27 protein-coding genes are annotated in these 24,877 nt (G+C 59.0%); 16 read left to right on the top strand and 11 right to left on the bottom strand.

Annotated features, from left to right (window positions below):
- Positions 1-31: 31 nt before the first annotated feature.
- Positions 32-349: a GNAT family N-acetyltransferase gene (locus FHP24_RS17535; RefSeq protein ID WP_210237842.1), complete on the top strand. Its 318-nt coding sequence runs from the start codon at positions 32-34 to the stop codon at positions 347-349.
- Between the two features lie 19 nt (positions 350-368).
- Here the strand turns inward: FHP24_RS17535 and FHP24_RS17530 are convergent, their stop codons facing one another.
- From FHP24_RS17530 to FHP24_RS17515, 4 genes are all read right to left on the bottom strand, one after another.
- Entirely contained in the window at positions 369-710 is a 342-nt protein-coding gene (locus FHP24_RS17530) for a tRNA-binding protein (protein WP_139677507.1), read from the bottom strand.
- A gap of 6 nt (positions 711-716) precedes the next feature.
- A complete protein-coding gene (proC, locus tag FHP24_RS17525) occupies positions 717-1,532 on the bottom strand; it encodes a pyrroline-5-carboxylate reductase (RefSeq protein ID WP_139677506.1) in 816 nt (271 codons plus the stop codon).
- Positions 1,533-1,534: 2 nt separating this feature from the next.
- A complete protein-coding gene (locus FHP24_RS17520) occupies positions 1,535-2,035 on the bottom strand; it encodes a type III secretion system chaperone family protein (RefSeq protein WP_139677505.1) in 501 nt (166 codons plus the stop codon).
- A gap of 443 nt (positions 2,036-2,478) precedes the next feature.
- The gene (locus tag FHP24_RS17515) at positions 2,479-2,739 is read right to left on the bottom strand and encodes an accessory factor UbiK family protein (RefSeq protein WP_139677504.1); all 261 of its coding nucleotides are present in this window, start codon (positions 2,737-2,739) and stop codon (positions 2,479-2,481) included.
- 189 nt (positions 2,740-2,928) lie between these two features.
- Between FHP24_RS17515 and lgt the strand changes: the two genes are divergently transcribed.
- The 8 genes from lgt to FHP24_RS17475 all read left to right on the top strand — a co-directional run bounded on the left by lgt (position 2,929) and on the right by FHP24_RS17475 (position 9,920).
- Entirely contained in the window at positions 2,929-3,780 is an 852-nt protein-coding gene (gene lgt / locus FHP24_RS17510) for a prolipoprotein diacylglyceryl transferase (protein WP_246091795.1), read from the top strand.
- Between the two features lie 14 nt (positions 3,781-3,794).
- Positions 3,795-4,907 (top strand): class I SAM-dependent methyltransferase, encoded by a 1,113-nt coding sequence (locus FHP24_RS17505; protein ID WP_139677502.1) that lies wholly within the window; start codon positions 3,795-3,797, stop codon positions 4,905-4,907.
- Positions 4,908-5,015: 108 nt separating this feature from the next.
- Positions 5,016-5,813, top strand: a complete 798-nt coding sequence (gene pgeF / locus FHP24_RS17500; RefSeq protein ID WP_139677501.1) for a peptidoglycan editing factor PgeF — start codon at positions 5,016-5,018, stop codon at positions 5,811-5,813.
- A gap of 1 nt (position 5,814) precedes the next feature.
- Entirely contained in the window at positions 5,815-6,966 is a 1,152-nt protein-coding gene (locus FHP24_RS17495; protein ID WP_139677500.1) for a M24 family metallopeptidase, read from the top strand.
- A gap of 80 nt (positions 6,967-7,046) precedes the next feature.
- A complete protein-coding gene (locus FHP24_RS17490; RefSeq protein WP_246091793.1) occupies positions 7,047-7,832 on the top strand; it encodes a hypothetical protein in 786 nt (261 codons plus the stop codon).
- Between the two features lie 129 nt (positions 7,833-7,961).
- Positions 7,962-8,894, top strand: coding sequence for a ribose-phosphate pyrophosphokinase (locus FHP24_RS17485; protein ID WP_139677498.1), 933 nt, complete (start codon positions 7,962-7,964; stop codon positions 8,892-8,894).
- Positions 8,895-9,009: 115 nt separating this feature from the next.
- On the top strand, positions 9,010-9,558 hold the full coding sequence (locus FHP24_RS17480; RefSeq protein ID WP_139677497.1) for a Kazal-type serine protease inhibitor family protein: 549 nt from the start codon (positions 9,010-9,012) through the stop codon (positions 9,556-9,558).
- Between the two features lie 104 nt (positions 9,559-9,662).
- Positions 9,663-9,920 (top strand): hypothetical protein, encoded by a 258-nt coding sequence (locus FHP24_RS17475; protein WP_139677496.1) that lies wholly within the window; start codon positions 9,663-9,665, stop codon positions 9,918-9,920.
- Positions 9,921-9,951: 31 nt separating this feature from the next.
- On the opposite strand, the gene FHP24_RS17470 is transcribed toward FHP24_RS17475, so the two are convergent.
- The gene (locus tag FHP24_RS17470) at positions 9,952-12,732 is read right to left on the bottom strand and encodes a bifunctional diguanylate cyclase/phosphodiesterase (protein WP_449224055.1); all 2,781 of its coding nucleotides are present in this window, start codon (positions 12,730-12,732) and stop codon (positions 9,952-9,954) included.
- Between the two features lie 363 nt (positions 12,733-13,095).
- Between FHP24_RS17470 and FHP24_RS17465 the strand changes: the two genes are divergently transcribed.
- From FHP24_RS17465 to pth, 4 genes are all read left to right on the top strand, one after another.
- Complete coding sequence (locus tag FHP24_RS17465) at positions 13,096-13,710, top strand: 50S ribosomal protein L25/general stress protein Ctc (RefSeq protein ID WP_139677495.1); 615 nt, start codon at positions 13,096-13,098, stop codon at positions 13,708-13,710.
- 192 nt (positions 13,711-13,902) lie between these two features.
- Positions 13,903-16,278, top strand: a complete 2,376-nt coding sequence (locus tag FHP24_RS17460; RefSeq protein WP_139677494.1) for a putative bifunctional diguanylate cyclase/phosphodiesterase — start codon at positions 13,903-13,905, stop codon at positions 16,276-16,278.
- A gap of 56 nt (positions 16,279-16,334) precedes the next feature.
- The gene (locus FHP24_RS17455) at positions 16,335-17,072 is read left to right on the top strand and encodes a substrate-binding periplasmic protein (protein WP_139677493.1); all 738 of its coding nucleotides are present in this window, start codon (positions 16,335-16,337) and stop codon (positions 17,070-17,072) included.
- Positions 17,073-17,226: 154 nt separating this feature from the next.
- Positions 17,227-17,949, top strand: a complete 723-nt coding sequence (pth, locus tag FHP24_RS17450) for an aminoacyl-tRNA hydrolase (RefSeq protein WP_139677492.1) — start codon at positions 17,227-17,229, stop codon at positions 17,947-17,949.
- 10 nt (positions 17,950-17,959) lie between these two features.
- On the opposite strand, the gene clpS is transcribed toward pth, so the two are convergent.
- Complete coding sequence (gene clpS / locus FHP24_RS17445; protein ID WP_139677491.1) at positions 17,960-18,268, bottom strand: ATP-dependent Clp protease adapter ClpS; 309 nt, start codon at positions 18,266-18,268, stop codon at positions 17,960-17,962.
- 212 nt (positions 18,269-18,480) lie between these two features.
- Between clpS and ychF the strand changes: the two genes are divergently transcribed.
- From ychF to FHP24_RS17430, 3 genes are all read left to right on the top strand, one after another.
- Entirely contained in the window at positions 18,481-19,584 is a 1,104-nt protein-coding gene (ychF, locus tag FHP24_RS17440; RefSeq protein ID WP_139677490.1) for a redox-regulated ATPase YchF, read from the top strand.
- Between the two features lie 68 nt (positions 19,585-19,652).
- Positions 19,653-20,123, top strand: coding sequence for a MaoC family dehydratase (locus FHP24_RS17435; RefSeq protein ID WP_139677489.1), 471 nt, complete (start codon positions 19,653-19,655; stop codon positions 20,121-20,123).
- Positions 20,120-20,587, top strand: a complete 468-nt coding sequence (locus FHP24_RS17430; RefSeq protein ID WP_139677488.1) for a MaoC family dehydratase — start codon at positions 20,120-20,122, stop codon at positions 20,585-20,587. The genes FHP24_RS17435 and FHP24_RS17430 overlap by 4 nt, the downstream gene beginning before the upstream one ends.
- Here FHP24_RS17430 and FHP24_RS17425 read toward each other — a convergent pair.
- The 5 genes from FHP24_RS17425 to petA form a co-directional block, all read right to left on the bottom strand.
- The gene (locus FHP24_RS17425) at positions 20,584-21,195 is read right to left on the bottom strand and encodes a LysE family translocator (protein WP_139677487.1); all 612 of its coding nucleotides are present in this window, start codon (positions 21,193-21,195) and stop codon (positions 20,584-20,586) included. The genes FHP24_RS17430 and FHP24_RS17425 overlap by 4 nt on opposite strands.
- Positions 21,196-21,277: 82 nt before the next feature.
- Entirely contained in the window at positions 21,278-21,823 is a 546-nt protein-coding gene (locus tag FHP24_RS17420) for an adenine phosphoribosyltransferase (protein ID WP_139677486.1), read from the bottom strand.
- A gap of 95 nt (positions 21,824-21,918) precedes the next feature.
- Positions 21,919-22,800 carry a cytochrome c1 gene (locus FHP24_RS17415; RefSeq protein ID WP_139677485.1) on the bottom strand — a complete coding sequence of 294 codons (882 nt, stop codon included), beginning with the start codon at positions 22,798-22,800 and terminating at the stop codon, positions 21,919-21,921.
- 23 nt (positions 22,801-22,823) lie between these two features.
- Positions 22,824-24,158: a cytochrome b gene (locus tag FHP24_RS17410; RefSeq protein WP_139677484.1), complete on the bottom strand. Its 1,335-nt coding sequence runs from the start codon at positions 24,156-24,158 to the stop codon at positions 22,824-22,826.
- Positions 24,159-24,169: 11 nt separating this feature from the next.
- Positions 24,170-24,748 carry a ubiquinol-cytochrome c reductase iron-sulfur subunit gene (petA, locus tag FHP24_RS17405; RefSeq protein ID WP_139677483.1) on the bottom strand — a complete coding sequence of 193 codons (579 nt, stop codon included), beginning with the start codon at positions 24,746-24,748 and terminating at the stop codon, positions 24,170-24,172.
- Between the last annotated feature and the right edge of the window lie 129 nt (positions 24,749-24,877).

The following is a 24,877-nucleotide window of genomic DNA, read 5'->3' as shown; positions in this document are numbered from 1 at the left end:
TATTTGAACGGTTCCGAGCCTATACGGAAGCATGATCATAGTCGGACAGGCAGGCGACGCCTTGGCGACATCATGCACGCTAGTCGTTGTCCCCAACCTCACGCACGGCGGGACACCGTATGGTTTGATCGAGTATGTTGTTACGCACCGCGAATATCGAAATCGGGGCTTTGGCAGGCAGGTCCTGCTATACGCAGCTGAAGCCGCATGGAAGGCAGGCTGCTACAAGGTCATGCTCATGACCGGTTCGAAGCGACGTGAAACATTGGACTTTTATCTCGGTGCAGGTTTCGAACAGTCGAAGACCGGGTTTCAAATGCGCCGTGTTCCAGCTCGAGCGGAAACATAACCGAAACCCCGCAAGCCGATCACATCATCTTCCGCCCGTTCGGAACGCCCTGTTCCACCGAGGCCAGCACGATCGCACCGTTTTCGTCCTCGAAACCGAGCGTGAGTACCTCTGACCGCACCGGGCCGATCTGGCGCGGCGGAAAATTCACGACGCCCAGCACCTGACGGCCGATCAGTGATTCCAGCGTATAGTGCACAGTGATCTGCGCCGACGACTTTTTGATCCCGATCTCGGGACCGAAATCGATCTTCAGCTTGAAGGCCGGTTTGCGCGCTTCGGGAAACGGCTCCGCCTCGACGATCGTCCCAACCCGGATATCGACCTTCTCGAAGTCGCCGTAAGTGATTTCGTCCGTCATAATAGATCAGTTACCCAGTTCTTCGGCCCGAGTACGAGCCGCGGCAATCGCCTTGTCGAAGATCGGCTGGATGCCGTCATCCGCCATCAGCACCGAGAGAGCGGCAGCGGTCGTGCCGCCGGGCGAAGTCACGTTCTTGCGAAGCTGCGACGCGTCCTCCGGGGACTGGTTCAACAACTCACCAGCCCCCGAGACGGTTTCCCGCGCGAGCCGCATGGCGAGGTCCGCCGGCAGGCCCAGCTTGCGGCCTGCCTCTGCCATGCACTCGACGAGATAGAACACATAGGCCGGTCCACTGCCGGAAACGGCCGTAACCGCGTCGATATCGGATTCGGTTGCGACCCACTCGACAGGGCCGCTGACCCGCAGAAGAGCATCGACCGCCTCACGCTGCACATCGCTGACACGCGCATTGGCGAAAGCACCCGTAACACCGCGACCGATCATCGCCGGCGTATTCGGCATGGCGCGAACCATGGCGGCGTCATCGAGATGGCTTTTGAGATAGACGAGCGTCTTGCCTGCCGCGACGGAGACAATAACCGTCTGATCGCCGACGACCGGCCTCAAAGGCGGCAGGACCACGTCCATCATCTGCGGCTTGACCGCAAGGAACAGAATATCGGCCTTGAAACCTTCCGGCACCGCCGTCACATGGCGCGCCCCGGCTTCGACGATCTTCGCCTTCATCCTGTCGGATGGAGAAGGATCGACGACCGTGATCCGATCGCCGGAAACGCCCTTGTCCAGCCAGCCGGACAGCATTGCGCCGCCCATATTGCCGGCACCGACAAGCACGATCGATCCACTGCCAGAAGTCATTATCAGCACTCGCCTACGGTTTCGAACAGGACGGCATCCATGGCCGCCTTGGCTTCCATGCCCGACCAGACAACGAACTGGAATGCCTGATAATAGCTCTCGCAGGCATCGAGCGCGCTGGAAAGCAGCACTTCCACTTGCTGGTTGGTCGGCTCTGCGCCACCGGCGAGCAGCAGCGACTGGCGGAAGATGATCACGTCCTCCTGACGCCACAGGTCGAAATGGCCCATCAGCGTCTGACCATTCACATGCGACAGCAGGCGAAGGATCTCGTTCATGCGGATGTCCGGGATCTTGAGATCGAACGCGCAGGCCAGATGCAGCGCCTCGAAATCCTCCATCCAGGAGAAGGAAACGTGGTAGTCGGTCCAGCGACCTTCGACGGTCATTGCGATTTCGTCTTCGCCGGATCGTTCGAACGTCCAGTCGTTGGACGCAGCAACGAATTCGATCATGTCGACCGGATTCGATTGACGTTCAATTTCCAATTCCATGAGGCTCATGCGGCACCTTTTAGACCGGAATGAATGCGGAGTTGCGAAAAACGCCAACACGCGAACAGTTAACCGGAAACAACACTCCCGATGATCTTACGGCGCCGCCAGATTAACGCTCTAACCCTGCCTGGAGCTTACCAGCCCGTTTCGAATCATCATTTAAAATCAGTGTAGCTAGACCACTTCGAGCTTCCAGCCCCTCCCCCCATTATTTCGGTGGGTTACGGGCGGAACGGTTCGTGCCGGAGGTCAGCGGAGATGAGTAACTGACTCTGTCGCTTACCTTTTTCGGAAGTGTCCACAGGCCAGACTTTTTTGAGGAGAACTACACTTCACCGCCAGGGGACATTGCTCCAAGGCGGCACACAAAGGTTAACGGCAGATACGAATCGGCCTCCCATGCGGACATGGGAGGCCGATTGATTCTGGATGATCGAGAGAGTTCGCGATCAGCCCTGCTGTGCCGACAGCTTTGCTTCGAGAGCTTCGATGCGCGCCTTCAACGCATCGTTTTCGTCACGGGCGCGTGCCGCCATCTCGCGGACAGCCTCGAATTCCTCGCGCTTCACAATATCCATGCTGTTGAGGAAACGGTCGGCCTGGGCATGGAAAGCCGTTTCCATTTCCTTGCGCACGCCTTGGGCTGCGCCTGCGGCATCCGTCATCAGCTTCGCGAAATCGTCAAAAATGCGGTTGGTTCCGGTCGACATGTCGTCATCTCCTTGAAGCCGGCGGAAATGCCCCGGCATATCTTTTGTCCATGACAATGGAAGTAGGGCTAGCGGCTGTCCGTTGCAAGCGCCATCCACTGTTGTGGTAACCGGTTGTGCGATTCCAGCTTGACCGCCACTTTTGGTAAGGCCATGGTCCGCCCAAGTCGGTCACGCCGGGAACAAACATTGTACGAAACATTGAATCTTCTTGCCATTCTGCCGTTTCCAAATATCGATCCGGTGGCCTTTTCCATCGGGCCTCTTGCCGTTCATTGGTACGGCCTCGCCTATGTGGCGGGCATTCTGATCGGGTGGTTTTATGCCCGCAAGCTGGTCGATAGGCCGACGCTCTGGAAGGGCGACGCGGCACCGATGACGAAAGTTCATCTCGACGATTTTCTGGTCTGGATCGCCGTCGGCATCGTGGTCGGCGGCCGCACCGGTTACGTCCTCTTCTATGACTTCTCGGTGATGATCGAGAACCCGATCCGCATCATCCAGATCTGGAACGGCGGCATGTCCTTCCATGGCGGCCTTCTCGGCGCCATCGTCGCGATGATCCTGTTTGCGCGCAAGAACGCCATTCCCGTCTGGAGCATGTTCGATATCATCGCAGCCGTCGTGCCGCTCGGTCTGTTGTTCGGACGTATCGCCAACTTCATCAATGGCGAACTCTGGGGGCGGCTGAGCGCCGCGCCTTGGGCGATCGTTTTCCCAACCGGCGGCCCGTTCGCACGTCATCCGAGCCAGCTTTACGAAGCCGGCCTGGAAGGCATCGTCCTTCTTCTGCTGCTCGCCGCCCTGATCTTCGGCATCAAGGCCTTGAAGAAGCCAGGCCTCGTGGCAGGCGTCTTCGTCATCGGTTACGGCTTTTCACGCATCTTCGTCGAGTTTTTCCGTGAGCCGGATGCACAGTTGGGTTATCTTCTCGGAACGAACTGGCTGACCATGGGCATGGTTCTATCGACGCCGATGGTGCTGATCGGTCTCTGGGCTGCCCTGCGCGCACTCGCTGCCTCCCGTACGGCCGAGGCCTGAAGGACACGCCCATCATGAGCACGCCCGCAAATACTCCCCTGGCCGACAAGATAAAGAACCTGATCCGCACCAACGGACCAATCAGCGTCACGGATTATTTCGCGCTCTGCCTCGCCGATCCGGAATACGGCTATTACCGCACACGCGAGCCGTTCGGCCGCCACGGGGACTTCATAACCGCCCCCGAGATCAGCCAGTTGTTTGGCGAAATGGTCGGCATCTTCATGGTGCATGCCTGGCAGCAGCACGGTACGCCCGGCGAAATTCGTCTCGTCGAGATCGGGCCGGGTCGCGGCACGATGATGGCCGACATGCTGCGTGTGATCAGACGTATAGCGCCTGCTTTGTTCGATCAGATGACCGTACATCTCGTCGAAACCAGCGAACGCCTTCGCGGTGTCCAGCGGGTGACGCTCGAAGCCTATTCGACCAAGATCAGCTGGCACGACAGTTTTGAAGAAATCCCCGACGGCTTCTGCCTGATCGTCGCGAACGAGCTTTTCGACGCCATTCCGATCCGCCAGTTTATCAAGACAGCGACGGGCTTTCGCGAGCGCCTGATCGGTCTGGGTATCGATGACGAACTCGCCTTTGCGGCGGGCGTTGCAACCGTCGATCCGGCGCTACTGCCTCCGCACACCAGCGCCGTTCCGGATGGCACCATCTTCGAAGTGGCGCCCGCACGTCAGGCCGTGATGCAGACCCTTTGCGAGCGCCTGCTGCAACAAGGCGGCACTGCCCTCGTTATCGACTACGGCCACATGGTGACCGGCTTCGGGGACACGCTGCAAGCCGTGATGAACCATGACTTCGATCCGCCATTCGCCCATCCGGGTGAAGCAGACCTAACCAGTCACGTCGATTTCGAGGATCTTGCCAAGGTTGCCGTGGCAAGCGGCGTTCATCTGAATGGAGGATTGCGTCAGGGTGAGTTTCTTTACGGGCTTGGCCTGGCCGAACGCGCCACGGCTCTCGCCCGCGACAAGGACCCGCCCGAACAGCGCCTCATCGCGGCAGCCGTCGACAGGCTGGCCGGAGAAGGCGCAGGCAAGATGGGCGAACTGTTCAAGGTCATCGCCGTTTCGAGCCCGGCGGTGAAGCTCATGCCGTTCCGTGCAATCGACTGATCCTTGCCCGAACTGCATTGACAGGTTGGCGGTTTCTGCGCCACTCTCGTCGGCAGAAGCAGACGCGTTCGTGTGCATTACCTCGTAAAATCAACAGGATAAACGCACATGCCGAAAAACGACCTGCCGCTGCCGATCGAAAGCACATTGCTGCGCGAACGGGCAGGTGCACGCATCCGGCACGGCTTTTTCACCAGAACTGGCGGCGTTTCCGAAGGAATCTATGCAGGCTTGAATGTTGGCATAGGCTCTGATGACGACAGGGACAGGGTGATCGAAAATCGCGCCCGCGTCGCGGCATGGTTTGACCTGCCGCTCGACAGACTGGCGACCCTCCACCAGATCCATTCGCCTGATGTCATCGTCGTTGATGAACAATCCGCGGCAAGCGAGCGGCCGAAGGCCGATGCGATGGTGACCAATGTGCCTGGCATCGTGCTTGGGGTTCTGTCCGCCGATTGCGGCCCGATCCTCTTTGCCGATGCCGAGGCGGGCGTGATCGGTGCCGCCCATGCGGGATGGAAAGGCGCGCTCCACGGCGTGCTCGAAAACACCGTCGAAGCCATGGTGTCACTCGGCGCTGACCGTTCGAGGATCACCGCCGTACTTGGCCCGTCGATCGGTCCGGAAAGTTATGAGGTCGGACCCGAATTCGTTGCCAATTTCAAAGCCGTCGATCCGTCTTACGAGGTTTTCTTCTCAGCCTCGGACAAGCCCGGTCACGCGATGTTCGACCTTCCGTCATTGACGGTCAGGCGCCTCACCGAAGCCGGTGTGCGCGCCGAAAACCTTGACCTCGACACCTATCCCGATCCGGAGAGGTTCTTCTCCTATCGGCGCACGACCCATGCGAAAGAGCCGGATTACGGCCGTCAGATTTCCGCAATCGCGATCCGGGAGGATTGAAATGGCCCTGCAATTCGAACGTGATGAATATTCCGCTCGCCTGAACCGGCTTCTGGCCGAGATGCAGGAGCAGAAGCTTGATGCGATGCTGCTGTTCGCCCAGGAGAGCATGTACTGGCTCACCGGCTACGACACGTTCGGCTACTGCTTCTTCCAGACGCTGATCGTCAAGGCTGATGGCTCGATGACGCTGCTGACCCGCTCGGCGGATCTGCGCCAGGCACGCCAGACCTCGATCATCGAAAACATCGTCATCTGGGTAGACCGGGTAAACGCCGATCCGACACTCGATCTCAAGAACTTGCTGAGCGACATGGATCTGCTCGGCGCCAAGATCGGCATCGAATACGATACCCACGGCATGACCGGCCGTGTGGGCCGCCTCATCGACAACCAGCTCTCCACCTTCGGCCAGTTGATCGACGGCTCCTATCTCGTCGGCAGGCTGCGCCTGGTCAAGAGCCCTGCTGAGATCGCTTACGCAAGGCACGCTGCCGAACTGGCGGACGATGCGCTCGACGCCGCCCTTCCGCTGATCAGGGCAGGCGGTGACGAAGCCGATATTCTGGCGGCCATGCAGGGCGCGGTATTTTCCGGCGGCGGCGATTACCCGGCCAATGAATTCATCATCGGCTCCGGCGAGGACGCGCTTCTTTGCCGCTACAAGGCCGGCCGGCGCAAGCTCGAGTCCAGTGACCAGCTGACACTGGAATGGGCCGGCGCCTCAGCGCATTATCACGCGGCGATGATGCGCACGGTCGTGATCGGTGAGCCGTCGCTGCGACACCGCGAGCTTTACAAGGCATGTCTTGAAACCATCCAGGCGATCGAGGAAGTGCTTCGTCCCGGCCATACGTTCGGCGATGTCTTCGACACCCATGCGCGCATCCTCGATGAACGCGGCCTGTCACGCCACCGGCTGAACGCCTGCGGTTACTCGCTCGGCGCCCGTTTCTCGCCATCCTGGATGGAACAGCAGATGTTCCATGTCGGCAACCCGCAGGAGATCCTGGCCGACATGACGCTCTTCGTGCACATGATCATCATGGATTCCGACAGCGGCACGGCGATGACGCTTGGCCATACCTATTTGACGACCGAAGGCGCACCGGAACCGCTCTCACGCCGCGGCCTCGACCTGATCGTTTGCTGATCACAATATCTGTCGCAATTGACACGTCCGAAAGGCCGCCTCTAAGTTCACATGAGGTGATGTGTTCGGGAGGTGGATGCGTGCAGCGATCTGGAAGATGGCATGTCATCGCGGCTCTCGTTCTCTTGCTCGGACTTTCCGCCTGCAACACCACCGATGCCCTGACCCCGCAGGTCGATATCGGCGGCGGAATGGAGCGGTCCTCCAGCACCGTCACCCAGGACGATACCGACAGGATGGCCGGGACCTATAAACCCGCACCGTTTCGACCTGCCCCTCCGGCTTCCAGAACCTATTCGCGCGGACCGAATAACACGCTGGAGTCGCAGGCTCGGGCTTTGGAGAATGGCAACACCATCTCGCCGTCCTCCTCAGGCCCACCGCCGGAATGGGCGGGACAAACTTCGGGCAGCCTGGTGCAGATGCCCTCCGCTGGCGGCGCACCCGCCACCTCCCCGGCAAATCAAGCAGCATTGCCGTCTGTACAGGCCAATGACGGCGGAACCATTCGCTTCTTGCCGATCATCGGCGCTCCGGTCGAGGCGGTCACGCCTCTCTCCCGCCAGCTGGCGGCAGCGGCCCGTTCGAGCGGGCTGACGATCCGGCCATCGGTCGATACGAGCACCGAGCATATACTCAAGGGATATTTCTCGGCCCTCGCCGACGACGGCAAGGTCACGGTCGTCTACGTCTGGGATGTACTGGACAATGCAGGTGCGAGACTGCACCGAATGCAGGGACAGGAAACGCTGTCCGCTGAAAGTTCTGATCCGTGGGCAGCAATACCTGCATCCGTCATGCAGTCGATTGCCGACAAGACCATATCGGGTTATCTCGAGTGGCGCCAAACAGCCTTACGGTTGTGAAAGGAGTGGTATTTTGGCCCTCAAGTCACAGTTCATTCATAAAATAAGTGCGCATTTCGAAAACGCTCTTGCATTCAAGGGCAGCGGCGGTAAAAGGCCGCCATCCAGCTTCAAAACAGGCGGACCGAAATGAAGGTTTTCGCAGGCAATTCGAACCGGCATCTGGCCGACGCGATCTGCAGCTATCTTAATGTCCCAGTCGGAAAAGCCAGCGTAAGGCGATTTGCAGACCAGGAAATCTTCGTTGAAATTCAGGAAAACGTGCGCGGGGAAGACATTTTCGTCATCCAGTCGACGTCTTTCCCGACCAACGACCATCTGATGGAACTGCTCATTATGATCGATGCGTTCCGGCGGGCTTCCGCCAAGCGCATCACGGCGGTTCTTCCCTATTTCGGCTATGCCCGTCAGGACCGCAAGGCCGGACCGCGCACGCCGATCTCGGCCAAGCTCGTGGCCAACCTGATCACCGAGGCGGGCGCCAACCGTGTCATGACGCTCGACCTGCATGCCGACCAGATCCAGGGCTTCTTCGACATCCCGACGGACAATCTTTTCGCCGTGCCGATCCTCGCCCGCGACGTGAAGGAAAATTACGACCTCGGCAACGTTATGGTCGTTTCGCCGGACGTCGGCGGTGTGGTGCGCGCGCGCTCGCTCGCCAAGCGACTGGGTTGCCAGCTCGCGATCGTCGATAAGCGCCGCGAACGTGCCGGTGAATCGGAAGTCATGAACGTCATCGGCGACGTGACCGGCAAGGACTGTCTACTGATCGACGACATCGTCGATTCGGGCGGGACACTCTGCAATGCCGCCGAAGCTCTTTTGAAAAACGGCGCTACCAGCGTAACCGCTTATATCACCCACGGCGTGCTCTCGGGCGGCGCGGTCAGCCGCATCGCCTCGTCCAAGCTGAAGGAACTGGTGATCACCGACAGTATCCAGCCGACGACGGCAGTTCAGTCCGCACCGAACATTCGCGTCATTTCGACTGCGAACCTGCTCGGTGAGGCGATCAACCGCACGGCGATGGAATCCTCCGTCTCCAGCCTGTTCGACTGACCCTTTCCGGTCATCCGACATAATTTTGCGAATATTTCCGCCGGGCCGAAAGTCGATATCGATTTTCGGCCCGATGCTTTAGATTGATCATCAATTCGATGGGGAGGAATCAACGATGTCATTCATATCAGCCCATATTGCCAAGCTTCCACTTCTTCTGCTGCTGCCGCTTCTATCAGCCTGCGTGGAGGGCGGCCCGCCATCAGGTCCGGGAGGCTATTACCCGCCTTCTCGTCCCGACCGTGGGCCACAGATGTGCACCATGGATTATCGGCCCGTCTGCGGCGAACGGAGCGGACGGTTTGAAACCTTCGGCAATTCCTGCCAGGCCGGAGCCCGTGGATTCCGTGTCGTCAGCTCCGGCGAATGCAGGGGCTCTGGGAGGCCTGATCGTCCTGACTGGGATCGCCCCGGAAGACCTGACAGGCCGGAGTCGAGTCGGCCAGACCGGCCGGATTGGGATCGTCCCGGCAGACCGGATCGTCCCGACTGGGACAGACCGGGTCGCCCTGACCGCCCGCAGCAGTCCGGCGGCATCTGCACGCGCGAATACCGTCCGGTTTGCGGCCAGCGCGGCGGTCGCACACAGACGTTCCCGAATCCCTGCGAGGCAAACAACGCCGGATTCGGCATCATTTCATCCGGCGAATGCCGCCGCGGATAAAAAACGCGGGAAGACCGTTACAAAACGCCGGGGCAACAGTCCCGGCGTTTTGCATTCGGCAAATGCGTTGACTATGTAGGTCCGGTATTCCCAAGGAGTCCCGCATGGCCGCCCGCGACCGCTATTCCCGAAAGCTCGAATGTTCCCAGTGCGGCAATACCGGCTTTGCCGAAGTCTCCGAAACGGACGACAAGCGCGCCGGTAACCGGGATTTTCGCATAGACGAACTGCCGAAGAGCTTTAGGACCGAATTTGCTTCGACCGACCCGCGCAAATATATGATCCGTTGTAGCGACTGCGGGTTCAAGTTCCGCTTTGAGCAGAAAACGGTCTACGCTCCGGGTGGCGAAGCGCGCCGCTGACGCGGCCGGCGAAAACCTCGCGTAGAGCCTGTCAGGCCGCTTCGGTCAGTAGTTGCTTGTCGATCGGCATGGGCCGCCCCAACAGGTAGCCCTGCGCCTCGTGGCAGCCTTCATGCCTCAGGATATCCAGCTGATGGGACGTCTCGACACCCTCGGCGAGCACCGGGATACGCAAGCCCTGCCCCAGCGCGAGGATAGCCCGGACCATGGCTTTTGCCTCTTCGCTCCGCTCGACATCGATCAGGAAGCTGCGATCGAGCTTGATCTTGTCGAACGGGAAGGACTGCAGCGTTTCCAGAGAAGAATAGCCGGTGCCGAAGTCATCGATGGCAATAGAGACGCCGAGCGCCTTGATCGCCCGCAACGCATGCAGAGCGCGCTGTTTGTCGCTGAAGATAGAACTCTCGGTGATTTCGAGTTCCAGGCGGCTAGGTTTCAGCCCGGTCTCAAGAAGCACCTGATGCACGAGTGCCGGCATGTCGGTATGAGCGATCTGAACAGGCGAAAGATTGACCGCGACCTTATGGTCGACTGGCCATCCGGCAGCTTCTCGGCAGGCCTCGCGAAGCACCCATTCGCCGATCGGCAGGATGGCGCCGCATTCTTCCGCAACAGGGATGAAATCCACGGGCGAAACAAGACCGCGTTCCGGATGATACCAGCGCAGCAGAACTTCGTAGCCGGTTATATCGCCAGTCGAGACTGATTTCTGGACCTGATAATTCAAATGGAACTGTTTCGCGTCGATCGCGGCCCACAGTTCCTTGGCCATTTTCGTGCGGTCACGCGCTGCCTCGTCCATCTCCACATCGTAGAAGCAGAACTCGCCGGTCAGCGACGCCTTGGCGCGATACATGGCCAGGTCGGCATTGGCGATAAGCACTTCGGGCGACTGGCCGTCGTTGGGATAAAGAGCGATGCCCATGCTGGCACCAGTGCTAAGCCTGTGACCTTCGATATCCATAGGCCGGTTGAATTCGCCGATCATACGATCAAGAAACGCACTGACCTCGCCGATATCGTCATATCGAATGGCCGCCACGAATTCGTCGCCGCCGAAACGGGCAAAGATTTGTGTCGGCTCGATCACCTTGAGCATGCGGTGAGCGATCTCCCTTAGCACCGCGTCACCGACGCCATGCCCCAACTGGTCGTTGATCTGCTTGAATCTGTTGAGGTCGATGCCGACGACCGCGAGACGATCGCCACTATGTTCAGCATGTAGAACTTCGCTTTCGATATGGCTCATAAAGGCGGCTCGGTTGGGAAGCTGCGTTAGGCCGTCATGACGCGCCATGAAGGCGATCTGCTCTTCGGAGCGAACCTGCTCAGTGATGTCGTCGAAGGTCGAGACCCAGCCCCCGCCTGTCAGCATGTTCAGTCCTATGCGGAAGGTCTGGCCGCCGGCAGTGCGATGAGGGATAACGCGTTGCCCCGATTTCATGGCAGCAAGATAGCGATTGTAGTGTTTCTCCGCACGGTTCAGCGCATCCTGCGGATCGGCGTAGGACATTTCATAGCCCTTGCGGACCATTTCCCAATAGCTGACACCCGGAGTGACAAAACCTTCCGGAAACTTGAACATCTCACGATAGCGGCCATTGCATAGGATCAGCCTCTCATCGCGGTCGAAGAGACATATGCCCTGGCTCATGTTTTCAAGGGCAAGATCAAGGTTCTGTGTAACGACTGCGATACGGTCGCTGTCTTCCTTCTCGCGGGTGATATCGCGGGTGATTTTTGCATAACCGACCAGCACATCTTCTTCATCACGGATCGGCTGGATGACGACATGCGCCCAGAACCACGTTCCGTCCTTCCGGTAACGTTTTCCTTCCGCCTCGAAACGGCCGGTATCGCGAGCCGTTCTGAGAGCCTGTTCCGGCATGCCCTGCTTTTGATCTTCCCGAGAGTAGAAACGTGCGAAGTTCTTGCCAATGATTTCGTTGGCGGCATAACCCTTGGCGCGTTCAGCGCCGGCATTCCAGTTGGTCACAACGCCTGTCGGGTCCAGCATGTAGATGGCGTAGTCCGTAACGCCGCGGACAAGCAGCTGAAAATTTCTCTCACTTGCCCTGGACGAGCGTGCGGCGCGGCCGGAAACGACGGCAGCGGCAGCGCCCGACCCGATCAGGGTCAATGAGACAACGACGATAGTCGATAACATCAGTGGTTTTGACAGCGAGCCTACTTCGATCGCCGAAGAGAGATCCGGAACGAGTCTGGCGGCCCCCATGGCGATGAAATGCATCGATACGATCGCCAGGGACAAAATCCCCGCAGCTACCGCAACAGCCTTGACGCTCCGCGACTGCGCGATGACAAAAGCAACCGGAGCCAGGGTGACGGCCGCAGCGATTGCGGCAAAAACAAGCGAACGCTCCCATGCAATGACGCCGGCAAATTCGATGGCCGACATGCCGGTGAAATGCATGCAGGATACCCCGGCGCCGAACACCACACCGGCTGCAGCCGCGCCGAAGCGCGTCGGAATAACCAGCACGAAGGTTGCGGCAGCAAAGGTCGCGACAAACGCCAGCCCCAGCGACACAAGCGTAAGACTGAGGTCGAAACGGAAAGTCTGTCCGGGATCATAGGCCAGCATTGCGACGAAATGCGTCGCCCATATGCCGAACCCTCCTGCCCCTGCAGCGACCGCAGCCCAGGTCAGGCGCGCGGCGCGATCGGTTTCCCGTGCTCGACCGATGAAAGAGACAGTTCCAAGGTTCGCCAGAAAGCAAAGTACGCCCGCCATCAGGACAAGGGTAAGATCGTGTTCTTGGACCAGGCAGTTGACGATACCGTACATCATAATCATTCCTTGAAATCAATGTTGCTTGTCGGCGTCGTTTCTTTAACAAACTCCATACGTTGTATTGTGCAGACCAGTTTTTGGACTGGTGGAAAGAAACGTCCTTAACAGTCTGGCAAGGAGTGCCTACCCTGGATCAACGCCAGCCCACAGCTCCGCAACAAGCGGCTGTACGACCGGCGAAACAAAAGACATTGTCAGCTTCAGGAAAGCCTTGCCTCGCAGGGGTCGTTGTACTATAGGGGCGCGTCCGCATAGACACCCTTGGAGGCAACGCGGATGGAACGCATGCATAATGCCTTCCGGTTCAGAGCGACCGTTTCGATCGACTGAACTCTCCAAATAACCTCGAAAGGAAATGCCATGAGCCAGGATTCTTACGAGCTCAAGGCCGAGGCGCGCGAACGGGTAGGTAAGGGGTCCTCCCGTGAACTTCGCCGCAACGGTTTTATCCCCGCTGTCATCTATGGTGACAAGCAGGCCCCGATTTCAATCGTCCTCAACACCAATGAGGTCACCAAGCGTATTCACGCTGGCGGTTTCATGACGACGGTTGCAACCATCGATGTCGACGGCAAGAAGATCACTGTTCTGCCGAAGGATTATCAGCTGGATCCGGTGCGTGACTTCACCCTGCACGTCGACTTCCTGCGCGTCTCCGGCAACACAGAAGTTACCGTCGACGTTCCGGTTCACTTCGTCAACGAAGACAAGTCCGCGATCAAGCAGGGCGGCGTCCTGAACATCGTCCGTCACACGGTCGAGTTCCTCTGCCCGGCCAACGCCATCCCGGAATTCATCACCGTCGATCTCGACGGCGCCAAGATCGGCGACAGCATCCACATTTCGGCCGTCAAGTTGCCGAAGGGTGTACGCGCCGTCATCACCGACCGCGACTTCACCATCGCTACGCTTGTTGCTCCGGCTGCCGGTGTTGCTGAAGAAGAAGTAGTAGTTGCCGCTCCTTCTGAAGAATAATAAATATTCTTCTATCGAGACAGAGAAAGCCCGCCCCTTGGCGGGCTTTTGCTTTTTACCAAGGTCCGAATCTAACGCATCTCAGCAAAGATTTAAGAGAACGCGTCAGGGAAGTTTAAACATTTGAGTGGAAGGATAGCCGGAAATACGGGGTAGTATTTTAGAAGAGCAATATTGGGCCGGGGAAAACGAATGACTCATTCTGTAGAGAGTCGTTTCATTGCCATAATATCTGGCGCGCTTCTCGTCGTCGTGGCTCCGCTTTTCACGCTTTTCCTCGCTCTTTCGTCTCAGCAGGCTTCCCAGAGCATCGGCGAACACGTCGATGTGGTGATGAACAGCAACACCCAGGCACTCGGAAAGCCGTTGTGGGATCTGGACCTGGACAGCATTCGCCAGGTCGCCCAGATGATCCTGCTGGATCAGATGGTCCATGCCGTCCAGATCAACGACACGACGGGCAAGCTCAGTGTCTCTGAAGCAGTTCCAGGGGCACCCGATCTCGATACTCTCGAATCCCGCAGCCAGACGGTGATATATCGATCGCTGCAGGGGCCTCGCGAAGTCGGCACGCTGACTATTTATGTGCCTGTCGCAAGCTGGTTTTCTGGCCTGCATCAGATCGAGTTTGCGTTCATTTCGATCTTCATCATTGCGATCCTGACCGTTTTTGGCGCAGCCGTATTCGGCAATCGGATCATGGTCGTCCGCCCGTTGACACGCCTGACGGCCGCGATCGAAGCGACCCGCAGGCTTGGCTCGCGCCACCATGTCGACTGGCGTTCCGCCGATGAGATGGGCCGGCTAGCCAGAAGCTTCAACGAGATGCAACTCCTGCTGGAGCGCGAGGAGCAGGAGTTGAAGCGGGCGCATCAGCAGACGATAGAAATCTACAATCTTACCCCCGCAATGCTGTTCTCATTGACCGCCGGCGATACGGTTGCCGCCGTCAGCGACTATTGGCTGTTGGCCACCGGCTACCAGCGGGAAGAAGTCATCGGGCACCACTTTTCGGATTTCGTATTTGCGGCAGATAGGGCTTCCTTCGAAAATCGCAGACGGGACGCCCATACCGACAGCGTCACAATAGAAATCACCGTTCGCTTCCTGTGCAAGAACGGTCGCCTTCTCGATGTGCTGATCGCCGAAGCCGATCTCGGGGCAACCACAACGCACCTTGCCGGCTCGCTGAGCGTCATGACCGACGTGACGGAATTGAAGCAATCCGAATTCCGCAACCACCAGCAGGCGATATCGGATCATCTGACCGGACTGTTGAACCGGCAAGGATTTGAGGCTGCTCTCGATCGACACATTATCGATGCCGACCGGATGGCGACGCAACTGGCCTGCCTCTTCGTCGATCTCGACCGCTTCAAGGCCATCAACGACAATCACGGCCATGCCGCGGGCGATCTGGTTTTGCAGGAATTCGTTACGAGGCTTCAGCCGATGCTGCGCGTTTCAGATACGGCCTCCCGGCTGGGCGGAGATGAATTCGCCATAGTGATCGCCGGCCCGGATGCCGAGAGCCGCAGCGCCGAACTGTGCCAGCAGATCATCGACATGTTCGAGTCGCCGTTCCGCACTGAAGGAACCAGTCTAAGACTGAGCGCCAGTGTTGGCGTCGCCTTTTATCCGCAACATGCCGCGACCGCTGCGGAACTACTGCAAAAGTCCGATCTGGCGATGTATGCGCGCAAACGCGACGGCAAGAATGGTGCAAAGGTCTATGACCCTGCCATCCTGACCAAAACCAGGGAAAAGGCCGAAATCGAAAGCGACATCGAAGTCGGCATCGCAGCCAACTGGTTCGAGGCCCATTTCCAGCCGATCGTCGGCATAGCCAGCGGCCTGCCCGTCGGCTTCGAGGCGCTCATGCGCCTGCGCCATCCCCGCAAGGGTCTTCTTGCCCCCGGCCCGCTTGTCAGCGTCGCCGAGGAGAACGGGTCGATCGCCGCGATCGGCAATCTCATTCTGGAAGACGCGCTTGCCAATCTCAATCGGGTCTCCCGCCTTCCCGGCCTCGGCAATTCCTATGTCGCCGTGAACTTCTCGCCATTGCAATTCGAACCTGGCCTTCCAACCCGGCTGGCCAACCTGCTTGCCGACGGGGGCATCCTGCCCTCCCGTCTGGTAATCGAGATCACTGAAGCCGTACTGATGCATGACGACCCCGAAATCCGCAGAACCCTGTCCGAACTTCATGAATTCGGCTGCCGCATCGCGCTGGACGATTTCGGCACCGGCTATTCGTCTCTGAGCTACCTGAACCGCTTCCCTGTCGATATCGTCAAGATCGATCAATCCTTCGTACAATCGTTGCTTGGCGGCGACACCGACGTGGAACGAAAGAGCCGGATGCTGATCGAGGGCATCACGACCATCTCGCATCAGATGCAGTGCCAGGTGGTTGCCGAGGGGGTGGAGACGGCGCAGCAACGACAGCAGCTGATGCAGATCGGCGTCGATTACGCGCAGGGTTATCACTTCTCTCGGCCTCGCGAGATCAATGACCTGCTGGCGGACTTTTCCGGGCAGCCCAGCAAAACGTCCCTCGCCAGTTGACCGGTGGAATGAAACATTCGAGTGCAATGCTTTCAGCGACCTTTCGGAGGCACGCGATGAAGATGACGATTGCGCTGATCTGCATGTTGGGACTGGGCTCGCCGGCGTTGGCGCAGAGTGCCGTCACCCTGACGACGGAGTCATATCCTCCGTTCATCTACCGTAACCCGGACGGGACGTATCACGGATCGAGCGTCGAACAGGTCGAAGCGCTGATGCGCAATGCGGGCATTCCGTTCACAATGGAAATCATGCCATGGGCGCGGGCGATCACCTTGGCGGAAACGCAGCCCATGCATTGCGTCTTCTCCACGGCGCGCATTCCCGAGCGGGAAAAACGGTTCAAATGGGTGACCCCGCTCAGCATCAGCCGCCACGTACTGGTCCGGCTCGCAGGCTCAGGCGTGACAGCCAAAACCCTTGAAGAGGCCAAACGCTATACGATCGGCACGCACCGGGCTGATTTCACAGAGACCCTTTTGCGCGAACGGGACTTCCCCTCAATCGACCTGAGCTCGGATTTCGAGATCACCCTGAACAAGCTCCTCGAGCAGCGTGTCGATATGATGCCGATGTCGGACAACATCTACGAGCGGCTGAAATCAGAAGGCAAGCCGATCGAAATCGTCCTGCCGTTCTCTGAAAGTCACTTCGGCATAGCCTGCAACAAACAGATGCCTGATGACCTGATCAGCCGCATGCAGAACGGGCTCGACGCACTGATCAGCGAAAAAGGCCAGGATGAAATCCTTCAACGCTACGGGCTGAAACCTCTCCGTTTGTGGGAAAAATAGACACAGAAAGCAGTTCCAGCAAAAGCGGGCACCGGTTTTGCGTAGAAGCTAAGAGATAGAGGAGTTTCGCGTTTCGTAGAAAAGCGGAAATCGTCTAGGCGTTGACAGTGACGTCATTTCGCGGTCAACGAGCGTAAGAAGACGGAGAGTTTCAATGTTGATCATTGCCGGACTGGGCAATCCCGGATCGAAATACGCAGGCAACCGCCACAATGTCGGTTTCATGGCGGTCGATGCCATCCAGCGTCGGGCAAGCTTTTCCCCCTGGTCGAAGAAGTTCAAGGCCGAGATTTCGGAAGGCGAGATCGATGGCGAGAAGGTCCTGCTGATGAAGCCGCAGACTTTCATGAACCTGTCCGGCGAATCCGTCGGCGAGGCCATGCGCTTCTACAAGCTGACACCCGCAAGTATTGTCGCCATCTATGACGAACTCGATCTGCCGCCCGGAAGAGCGCGGATCAAGACGGCCGGCGGCCATGGCGGCCATAACGGCATCAAGTCGCTCGACGCCCATTGCGGCAAGGATTATCGGCGACTGCGCATCGGCATCGGCCATCCGGGAAACAAGGAACAGGTCCAAAATCACGTTCTCGGCGATTTCGCCAAAAGCGACCGTGTCTGGCTGGAACCGCTGATGGAAACGCTCGCCGATAACGCCGGCATGCTGGTCAAGGGCGAGGATTCGCAGCTGATGAACAAGCTGACGCTCGCCGTCGGCGGCAAGCCGGAGCCGGAGAAAGCGGCAACCAAGCAGGCACGGCCCCCAAAGCCGGCCGGCCAATCCCATATCCGTCAGGCCCGCGGCGGCAAACCCAGCCTTCCGACATCGGGCCCTATGGCCGATATGCTGAAGAAGATGTTCGGGCCAAAGGAATAGCCGAAAATCCCTACTCCTCTGGCTCCGTCGTGAACATCAGCGGGAAACCGGCTTCCTTGGCGAGATCCACAGCCTCCTTGGCTTTCGTCTCGGCAATGTCCTTGGCGCAGACGACGACCACGCAGGAACCGAGCCGGTGAGCTGTTATCATCACCCGCAGGCCGGTCTCCTCGCTCATGCGAAACACCGCCTTCAGAACCATCGTGACGAATTCACGCGGGGTATAATCGTCGTTGAGCAGGATCACCTTGTAGAGCTTCGGTCGCTCCAGCTTGGGTTTCGATTTCGTTTTCGGATTAACAACCGTATCTTCGGCCATCAGCTTGACCTCCATGTGAGGAAAGCCTCAACGGGCATGAGAGTTATTTTGCGCCGCAGTATCGATATTTCAAGTCGTCGCTTATTGCGAGTCGCCTATCGGCCCTTCACTCCCTCTTGAAACGAGCATGCGTCGCCCGGCAAGCCTTGACCCGCAAGGCACTTTCCCCCATAGCGACTGCAAAATCAGTTAAACGATAGGTTTCATCCCCGATGGGCTTCAAATGCGGTATCGTCGGACTGCCCAATGTCGGCAAGTCCACCCTCTTCAACGCGCTGACCAAGACCGCGGCCGCACAGGCTGCGAACTATCCGTTCTGCACGATCGAGCCGAATACCGGCGAAGTCGCGGTGCCGGATGCGCGCATGCAGCAGCTGGCGACCATCGCAGGCTCGAAGGAAATCATTCCGACCCGCATCTCCTTCGTCGACATTGCCGGCCTCGTGCGCGGCGCATCCAAGGGTGAAGGCCTCGGCAACAAGTTCCTCGCCAACATACGCGAAGTCGATGCCGTCGTGCATGTGCTGCGCTGTTTCGAAGACGACGACATCACCCATGTCGAGGGCAAGATCAATCCGGTCGGCGACGCCGACACGATCGAGACCGAGCTTATGCTCGCCGATCTCGAAAGCCTGGAGCGCCGCGTCGAACAGACCCGCAAGCGCGCAACCGGCAAGGACAAGGAATCGGTCGCCCAGTTGCCGGTAATGGAAGAGGTCATCAAGCTCCTCAACGATGGCAAGCCGGCCCGCATTCTGCTGAAGACGCTGGCGCCGGAAGACATCGAGATCCTCAAGGGCCTCAACCTCCTGACCTCGCATCCGGTTCTTTATGTCTGCAACGTCGCGGAAGGCGATGCCGTGGACGGCAACGCACACACCAAGGCCGTCGCCGAGATGGCGAAGGCGCAAGGGGCGGAATGCGTCATCATTTCCGCTGCGATCGAATCCGAAGTCGCCCAGCTTCCCGACGAGGAAGCAAAGGAATTCCTCGGTGCGCTGGGTCTTGAAGAAGCCGGTCTCGACCGCCTGATCCGCGCCGGTTACCACCTGCTCGACCTGATCACCTATTTCACCGTCGGCCCCAAGGAAACCCGCGCCTGGACCATCCGCCGCGGCACCAAGGCGCCCGCCGCTGCCGGCGTCATCCACACCGATTTCGAACGCGGCTTCATCCGCGCCTTCACCATCAGCTTTGACGACTACATCGCCTACAAGGGCGAAGTCGGAGCCAAGGAAGCCGGCAAGGGCCGCGACGAAGGCAAGGAATATGTCGTGCATGACGGCGACGTCATCCACTTCCGCTTCAACACGTAAGTCGACATCCGGGCGTCACGGCGCGGTCTCCCGCGTCGTGACCCGATCCTCCATTGCCGAGGCACTGCATGCTTTATCTCGAGGATTTCACACCCGGCCGTGTTCTGCCCCTCGCCTCCTGCAGCGTAGAGGCAAGGGCGATCGTCGAATTTGCCCTTGAATTCGATCCGCAGCCGATGCATCTCGATGAAGACGCAGGTAAGGCCAGCATCCTCGGCGGACTGGCAGCATCGGGCTGGCACACGGCAAGCCTCTTCATGCGGATGATGTATGACGGCTGGCTGGCGGACTCCTCGTCGGAAGGATCGCCCGGAATAGACTTCATGGAATGGAAAAAACCTGTTCTCGCCGGAGACAGGCTCTCCGGCCACTCGACGGTCATCGAAGCGAGAGCCCTGCGCTCGCGCCCCGGCCTCGGCCTCGTCAAATTCCTCCACGAAGTCATCAACCAGAACGGGGAAGTCGTCATGCGCGGCGAAAACCCGATCATGTTCCGCGCCCGCACTAATGAAGGTGATGCGGCAGGAGACGCCGCATGAAACTCATCGATCTCTCCCCACCCGGCCACACGGTTGTCACCGGCTCGCTTCTCTTCGCCGCGGAAGACATCATCACGTTTGCGAAGAAATTCGATCCCCAGCCTTTCCATACCGACCCGGAAGCCGCCAGGAACTACGTTTTCGGCGGGCTCTGTGCCTCCGGTTGGCATACCTGCGCAGGCTGGATGAAGACCTTCATTGCCTACTGGGCGAAAGAACAGGATCGCCTTATCGCCGAAGGCATCGTTCCGCCAAAGCTCGGCCCCTCGCCCGGCTTCAAGAAACTGCAATGGCTGAAACCCGTCTATGCCGGCGACACGGTCACCTATTCGGTGACGCTCATCGAAAGCCGGCCGCTGATGTCGCGGCCTGGAACCTCGATCAACCTGACGGCCAACCAAGGTGTCAACCAGAAGGGCGAGACCGTTCTGCGCTTCGAGAGCACGGTTCTGGAGTTCGATTAACGCACCGCGACCACGGCTGCACCCGCACCGATCATCACGGTCCCCGCAGCGCGGTTGACCCGCCGGACGAGAAAAGGATTGCGAAGGGCACTCCGCGCACGGCTGGCAAGCGCAACATGCCCGCCTATGACGGCCACCTCTACCGCGAGGATAACCACAGCCAGCATGCCACCGTCTGCGACGGTTATTTGCGTTCCGACCACATTCGGCAACAGCGCGATATAGAACAACGGCATCTTCGGATTGCCGAGATTGAGAACAACACCCGTCAGGTAAGCGCCGAGCAGGCTTCCGTTCGGTTGCGGCGCCAACGCGGGTACGAGTGGCTCAGCTGTCCAGAGTTTGATTCCCGTCCAGATCAGGTAGAGCGCGCCGCCATAACGCAAGACGGTCATCACGAAGCCCATCTCGCTGGCAACGACCGAAAGGCCAAATACCGCAAGCGCCAGAAACAGCAGAATGCCGGTGCAGGTACCCGCACCATAGGCGATCCCCGATAGAGCGCCCTGCGAAATCGTGCGAGCAACGATCGTCACGTTGTCCGGGCCGGGACTGGCCGCGAAGAAAAGGAAAGCGGCGGCGAAGGTGGCAAGCGCAGCAATGTCCATCGGATCCTCCATCGGAAAGATGGCAGAGTAGCAGCCGCAGCCTGCTCTGCCATCCCTCACGAATTGGGGGGATGCTTATCCGTCAGTGGCCGGAAAATTCCGCCAGCGTGCGAACTTCGACGCCGAGTGCTTCGAGATTTTTGCGGCCGCCGAGATCCGGTAGGTCGATGACGAAGCAAGCGGAGACGACCTCCGCCCCGATCTGGCGCAACAGCTTGACCGCACCCACGGCGGTACCTCCCGTGGCAATCAGGTCGTCGCAGAGAATTACCTTCTCGCCCGGCTTCACCGCATCGACATGGATTTCCATCTCGTCGGTACCGTATTCCAAAGCGTAGGCCATGCTGACCGTGCGGTAAGGCAACTTGCCCTTCTTGCGGATAGGCACGAAGCCGGCAGAAAGCTGATGCGCCATCGCGCCGCCGAGAATGAAGCCGCGTGCCTCCATACCGGCGATCTTGTCCACTCCGAGCCCCTCGTAAGGCTTTACCAGCTCGTCGACAGCAAGACGGAAAGCCGCCGCATCACCGAGCAACGTGGTGATATCGCGAAAAATGATGCCGGGTTTCGGATAATCCGGGATGGAGCGGATCGCGGCGGCGAGAATGTCCTTGGTCGAGGCAGTCATGAAAACCCTGTTCGTATTTCTGCGGCGCTTGGTGCACACATGAAAAAGGCGGCCGAAGCCGCCTTCCCTATCTCTATCTTTGACCCGACTTCGGATCAATGTCCCTTATTGGCATAGACCGACTTCTTCGTCAGGTAGATAAGCCCGCTGAAGATCACCAGGAACACCATGACCATGAAGCCGGTCCGCTTGCGTTCTTCCAGATGCGGTTCTGCAGCCCACATCAGGAACGCCGAGACGTCCTTGGCATACTGGTCCACCGTCTGCGGCGAACCGTCGTCGAAGGTCACCTGATCGTCCGCAATCGGCGGCGCCATGGCAAGCGATGCGGCATTGGCGAAATAGGGGTTGTAATGCCCCCCTTCCGGCACTTCCACACCTTGCGGCGGCTCCTGATACCCGGTGATCAGCGAGTAGATATAATCCGGCCCGCCTTCCTGGTACTGGGTGAAGATGTCGACAACAAATTGCGGGAAACCGCGCGTAATCCCGCGCGCCTTGCCGATCAGCGAAAAGTCCGGCGGGGCGGCACCGTTATTTGCCGCCGCAGCAGCCTGCGTGTTCGGGAACGGCGACGGGAAATGGTCGGACGGCACACCGGCGCGTTCGAACATTTCGCCTTCGTCATTCGGCCCGTCCTGAACCTGATAATTGGCGGCGAAGGCTTTCACCTGCGCTTCCGAATATCCCAGGTCTTCCAGAGTACGGAAGGGCAGAAGCTGCATCGAATGGCAGGCGGAACAGACTTCGGTGTAGATCTTCAATCCGCGCTGCAGCTGCTGCTTGTCGTAATGGCCAAAAGGCCCGGCAAAGCTCCACTTCACGTTTTTCGGATGATGGATCGGATAATGCGGCGTGGCACCTTCCGCATGGGCTTCTGCCCCTGCAGCCTCGTGGTTTTCCTGCGCACCTGCCTGGGCGATGCCCAGTCCGGCCAGAAGCGCCAGCGACAGAAGGCTTGTAGCAAGCTTTTTCATGGGTCTTGTCCCTCTCCCGCCGATCACACTGTTGCCTTGGCAGGTTCGGGCGTAGCCGATCCCGCCTTCTTGCTCTGTTGCTCCAGCACGGCTTCGGTGATCGAGTTGGGGATCCGCCGCGGTGTCTCGAACAGACCGAGAAGCGGCATGATCACCAGGAAGAAGCCGAAGTAATAGAGCGTTCCGAGCTGCGAATAACCGACATAATTGCCCTTCAGGTCGCCGCCGAACAGCAACGCGATGAGCCCGCCGCCTTCTGCCGGCATGGCGCCGAGCCAGCCGAGGAAGATCGAGTTGGCAACGAAGATCCAGAAGAACAGCTTGTACCAGGGACGGTAGACAGCCGACCTGACCTTGGATGTATCGAGCCAGGGCAGGAAGAACAGGATTATGATCGAACCGAACATGACGAGCACGCCGCCCAGCTTGCTGTCGATCGGGCCAACATTGAAGGTGATCGCACGCAGCATCGCGTAGAACGGCAGATAATACCATTCGGGCACGATATGCGCCGGGGTCTTCAGGGCATCTGCCGGGATGTAATTGTCCGGATGGCCGAGATAGTTCGGCATATAGAAGATGAACCAGGCGTAGACGATCAGGAAGACCGACACGCCGAACGCATCCTTCAGCGTCGCATATGGCGTGAAGGGCACCGTATCGGTCTTCGACTTCACCTCGACGCCGGTAGGGTTCGTCTGGCCGGTGACATGCAGCGCCCAGACGTGCAGGACGACCACGCCGGCGATCATGAACGGCAACAGATAATGCAGAGAGAAGAACCGGTTCAGCGTCGGCTGGTCGACAGCAAAGCCGCCGAGCAGGAACTGCTGGATCCATTCGCCCACCAGCGGAAAGGCGGTGAAGAAGCCGGTGATGACCGTTGCACCCCAGAAGGACATCTGCCCCCAGGGAAGTACGTAGCCCATAAAGCCGGTCGCCATCATCAGCAGGTAGATGACGACGCCAAGAATCCAGAGGATTTCGCGCGGCGCCTTGTAGGAACCGTAATAAAGGCCGCGGGCAATATGCAGATAGACCGCGATGAAGAAGAACGACGCACCGTTGGAATGCATGTAGCGCAACAGCCAGCCATGGTTGACGTCGCGCATGATCTTTTCGACCGAGACGAAAGCCTCGGCCGTCGATGCCGTGTAATGCATTGCCAGCACGACGCCGCTCAATATCTGCACGATCAGCATGACCGACAGCATCGCGCCGAACGTATAGGCGTAGTTCAGGTTACGCGGCACCGGATAGGCGACGAAACTGTCATACACCATGCGCGGCAAAGGCAGCCGCTGATCGATCCACCGTTCGATCCCCGTCGACGGTTGATAAGACGAATGTCCACTCATATGTCAGCCCCTCACCCGATCCTGATCACGGTATCGCTTGCGAAAGCGAATGTCGGAATTGCCAGGTTCTGCGGTGCAGGACCTTTTCGGATGCGGCCCGCCGTATCGTAATGCGAGCCATGGCAGGGACAGAACCATCCGCCAAAATCGCCGGACTGGCCGAGCGGAACACAACCGAGATGAGTGCAGGAGCCGATCATGACGATCCAGTTCTCCTTGCCCTCGCCGGCAGAACGGTCGACGCCGGTCGCTTCCGCGTCCGCTGCGATATTGGCGTTGCGGGCGACGGGATCCTTCAGGTCGGACAGTGCGACGGCATTGGCTTCTTCTATTTCCTTGGGCGTGCGGTTACGGATGAAAACGGGCTTGCCGCGCCATTTGACGGTCAGGGACATGCCTGGTTGCAATGCCGCGACATTCACCTCTATAGAGGCCAGCGCCAGCGTCGATGCATCGGGACGCATCTGGTCGATGAAAGGCCAGGCAACGGCCGCGGCACCCACCGCACCGGCCATGCCGGTCGTCAGATAGAGGAAATCGCGGCGCGTGGGTTCGCTTAGCGTTCCTTCATTTGGATTATGCTCACTCACGGTTCAACCATCCTCTCATGCAATGTCCCTGTCATCCGCATGCCTCCTCCTGGCTATGGTTAACCTCCGTCACCATAGATCGAACACCGATTCCCCAGCAAGCCAGTGCGATCACTGATTTGATCGCAG

Origin of the sequence: Aliirhizobium smilacinae, assembly GCF_006335145.1 — a bacterium.
GTDB classification, from domain to species: Bacteria; Pseudomonadota; Alphaproteobacteria; order Rhizobiales; family Rhizobiaceae; genus Neorhizobium; species Neorhizobium smilacinae.
The sequence above is the reverse complement of the archived record's forward strand: the minus strand, read 5'-3'. Positions and strand labels throughout refer to the sequence as shown.

What these genes read in the sequence shown, in the direction of transcription:
- FHP24_RS17535 (WP_210237842.1), top strand. Translation starts at nt 32, where the DNA reads ATGATCATAGTCGGACAGGCAGGCGACGCCTTGGCGACATCATGCACG.
- FHP24_RS17530 (WP_139677507.1), bottom strand. Translation starts at nt 710, where the DNA reads ATGACGGACGAAATCACTTACGGCGACTTCGAGAAGGTCGATATCCGG.
- proC (WP_139677506.1), bottom strand. Translation starts at nt 1,532, where the DNA reads ATGACTTCTGGCAGTGGATCGATCGTGCTTGTCGGTGCCGGCAATATG.
- FHP24_RS17520 (WP_139677505.1), bottom strand. Translation starts at nt 2,035, where the DNA reads ATGAGCCTCATGGAATTGGAAATTGAACGTCAATCGAATCCGGTCGAC.
- FHP24_RS17515 (WP_139677504.1), bottom strand. Translation starts at nt 2,739, where the DNA reads ATGTCGACCGGAACCAACCGCATTTTTGACGATTTCGCGAAGCTGATG.
- FHP24_RS17505 (WP_139677502.1), top strand. Translation starts at nt 3,795, where the DNA reads ATGAGCACGCCCGCAAATACTCCCCTGGCCGACAAGATAAAGAACCTG.
- pgeF (WP_139677501.1), top strand. Translation starts at nt 5,016, where the DNA reads ATGCCGAAAAACGACCTGCCGCTGCCGATCGAAAGCACATTGCTGCGC.
- FHP24_RS17495 (WP_139677500.1), top strand. Translation starts at nt 5,815, where the DNA reads ATGGCCCTGCAATTCGAACGTGATGAATATTCCGCTCGCCTGAACCGG.
- FHP24_RS17485 (WP_139677498.1), top strand. Translation starts at nt 7,962, where the DNA reads ATGAAGGTTTTCGCAGGCAATTCGAACCGGCATCTGGCCGACGCGATC.
- FHP24_RS17480 (WP_139677497.1), top strand. Translation starts at nt 9,010, where the DNA reads ATGTCATTCATATCAGCCCATATTGCCAAGCTTCCACTTCTTCTGCTG.
- FHP24_RS17475 (WP_139677496.1), top strand. Translation starts at nt 9,663, where the DNA reads ATGGCCGCCCGCGACCGCTATTCCCGAAAGCTCGAATGTTCCCAGTGC.
- FHP24_RS17470 (WP_449224055.1), bottom strand. Translation starts at nt 12,732, where the DNA reads ATGATGTACGGTATCGTCAACTGCCTGGTCCAAGAACACGATCTTACC.
- FHP24_RS17465 (WP_139677495.1), top strand. Translation starts at nt 13,096, where the DNA reads ATGAGCCAGGATTCTTACGAGCTCAAGGCCGAGGCGCGCGAACGGGTA.
- FHP24_RS17460 (WP_139677494.1), top strand. Translation starts at nt 13,903, where the DNA reads ATGACTCATTCTGTAGAGAGTCGTTTCATTGCCATAATATCTGGCGCG.
- FHP24_RS17455 (WP_139677493.1), top strand. Translation starts at nt 16,335, where the DNA reads ATGAAGATGACGATTGCGCTGATCTGCATGTTGGGACTGGGCTCGCCG.
- pth (WP_139677492.1), top strand. Translation starts at nt 17,227, where the DNA reads ATGTTGATCATTGCCGGACTGGGCAATCCCGGATCGAAATACGCAGGC.
- clpS (WP_139677491.1), bottom strand. Translation starts at nt 18,268, where the DNA reads ATGGCCGAAGATACGGTTGTTAATCCGAAAACGAAATCGAAACCCAAG.
- ychF (WP_139677490.1), top strand. Translation starts at nt 18,481, where the DNA reads ATGGGCTTCAAATGCGGTATCGTCGGACTGCCCAATGTCGGCAAGTCC.
- FHP24_RS17435 (WP_139677489.1), top strand. Translation starts at nt 19,653, where the DNA reads ATGCTTTATCTCGAGGATTTCACACCCGGCCGTGTTCTGCCCCTCGCC.
- FHP24_RS17430 (WP_139677488.1), top strand. Translation starts at nt 20,120, where the DNA reads ATGAAACTCATCGATCTCTCCCCACCCGGCCACACGGTTGTCACCGGC.
- FHP24_RS17425 (WP_139677487.1), bottom strand. Translation starts at nt 21,195, where the DNA reads ATGGACATTGCTGCGCTTGCCACCTTCGCCGCCGCTTTCCTTTTCTTC.
- FHP24_RS17420 (WP_139677486.1), bottom strand. Translation starts at nt 21,823, where the DNA reads ATGACTGCCTCGACCAAGGACATTCTCGCCGCCGCGATCCGCTCCATC.
- FHP24_RS17415 (WP_139677485.1), bottom strand. Translation starts at nt 22,800, where the DNA reads ATGAAAAAGCTTGCTACAAGCCTTCTGTCGCTGGCGCTTCTGGCCGGA.
- FHP24_RS17410 (WP_139677484.1), bottom strand. Translation starts at nt 24,158, where the DNA reads ATGAGTGGACATTCGTCTTATCAACCGTCGACGGGGATCGAACGGTGG.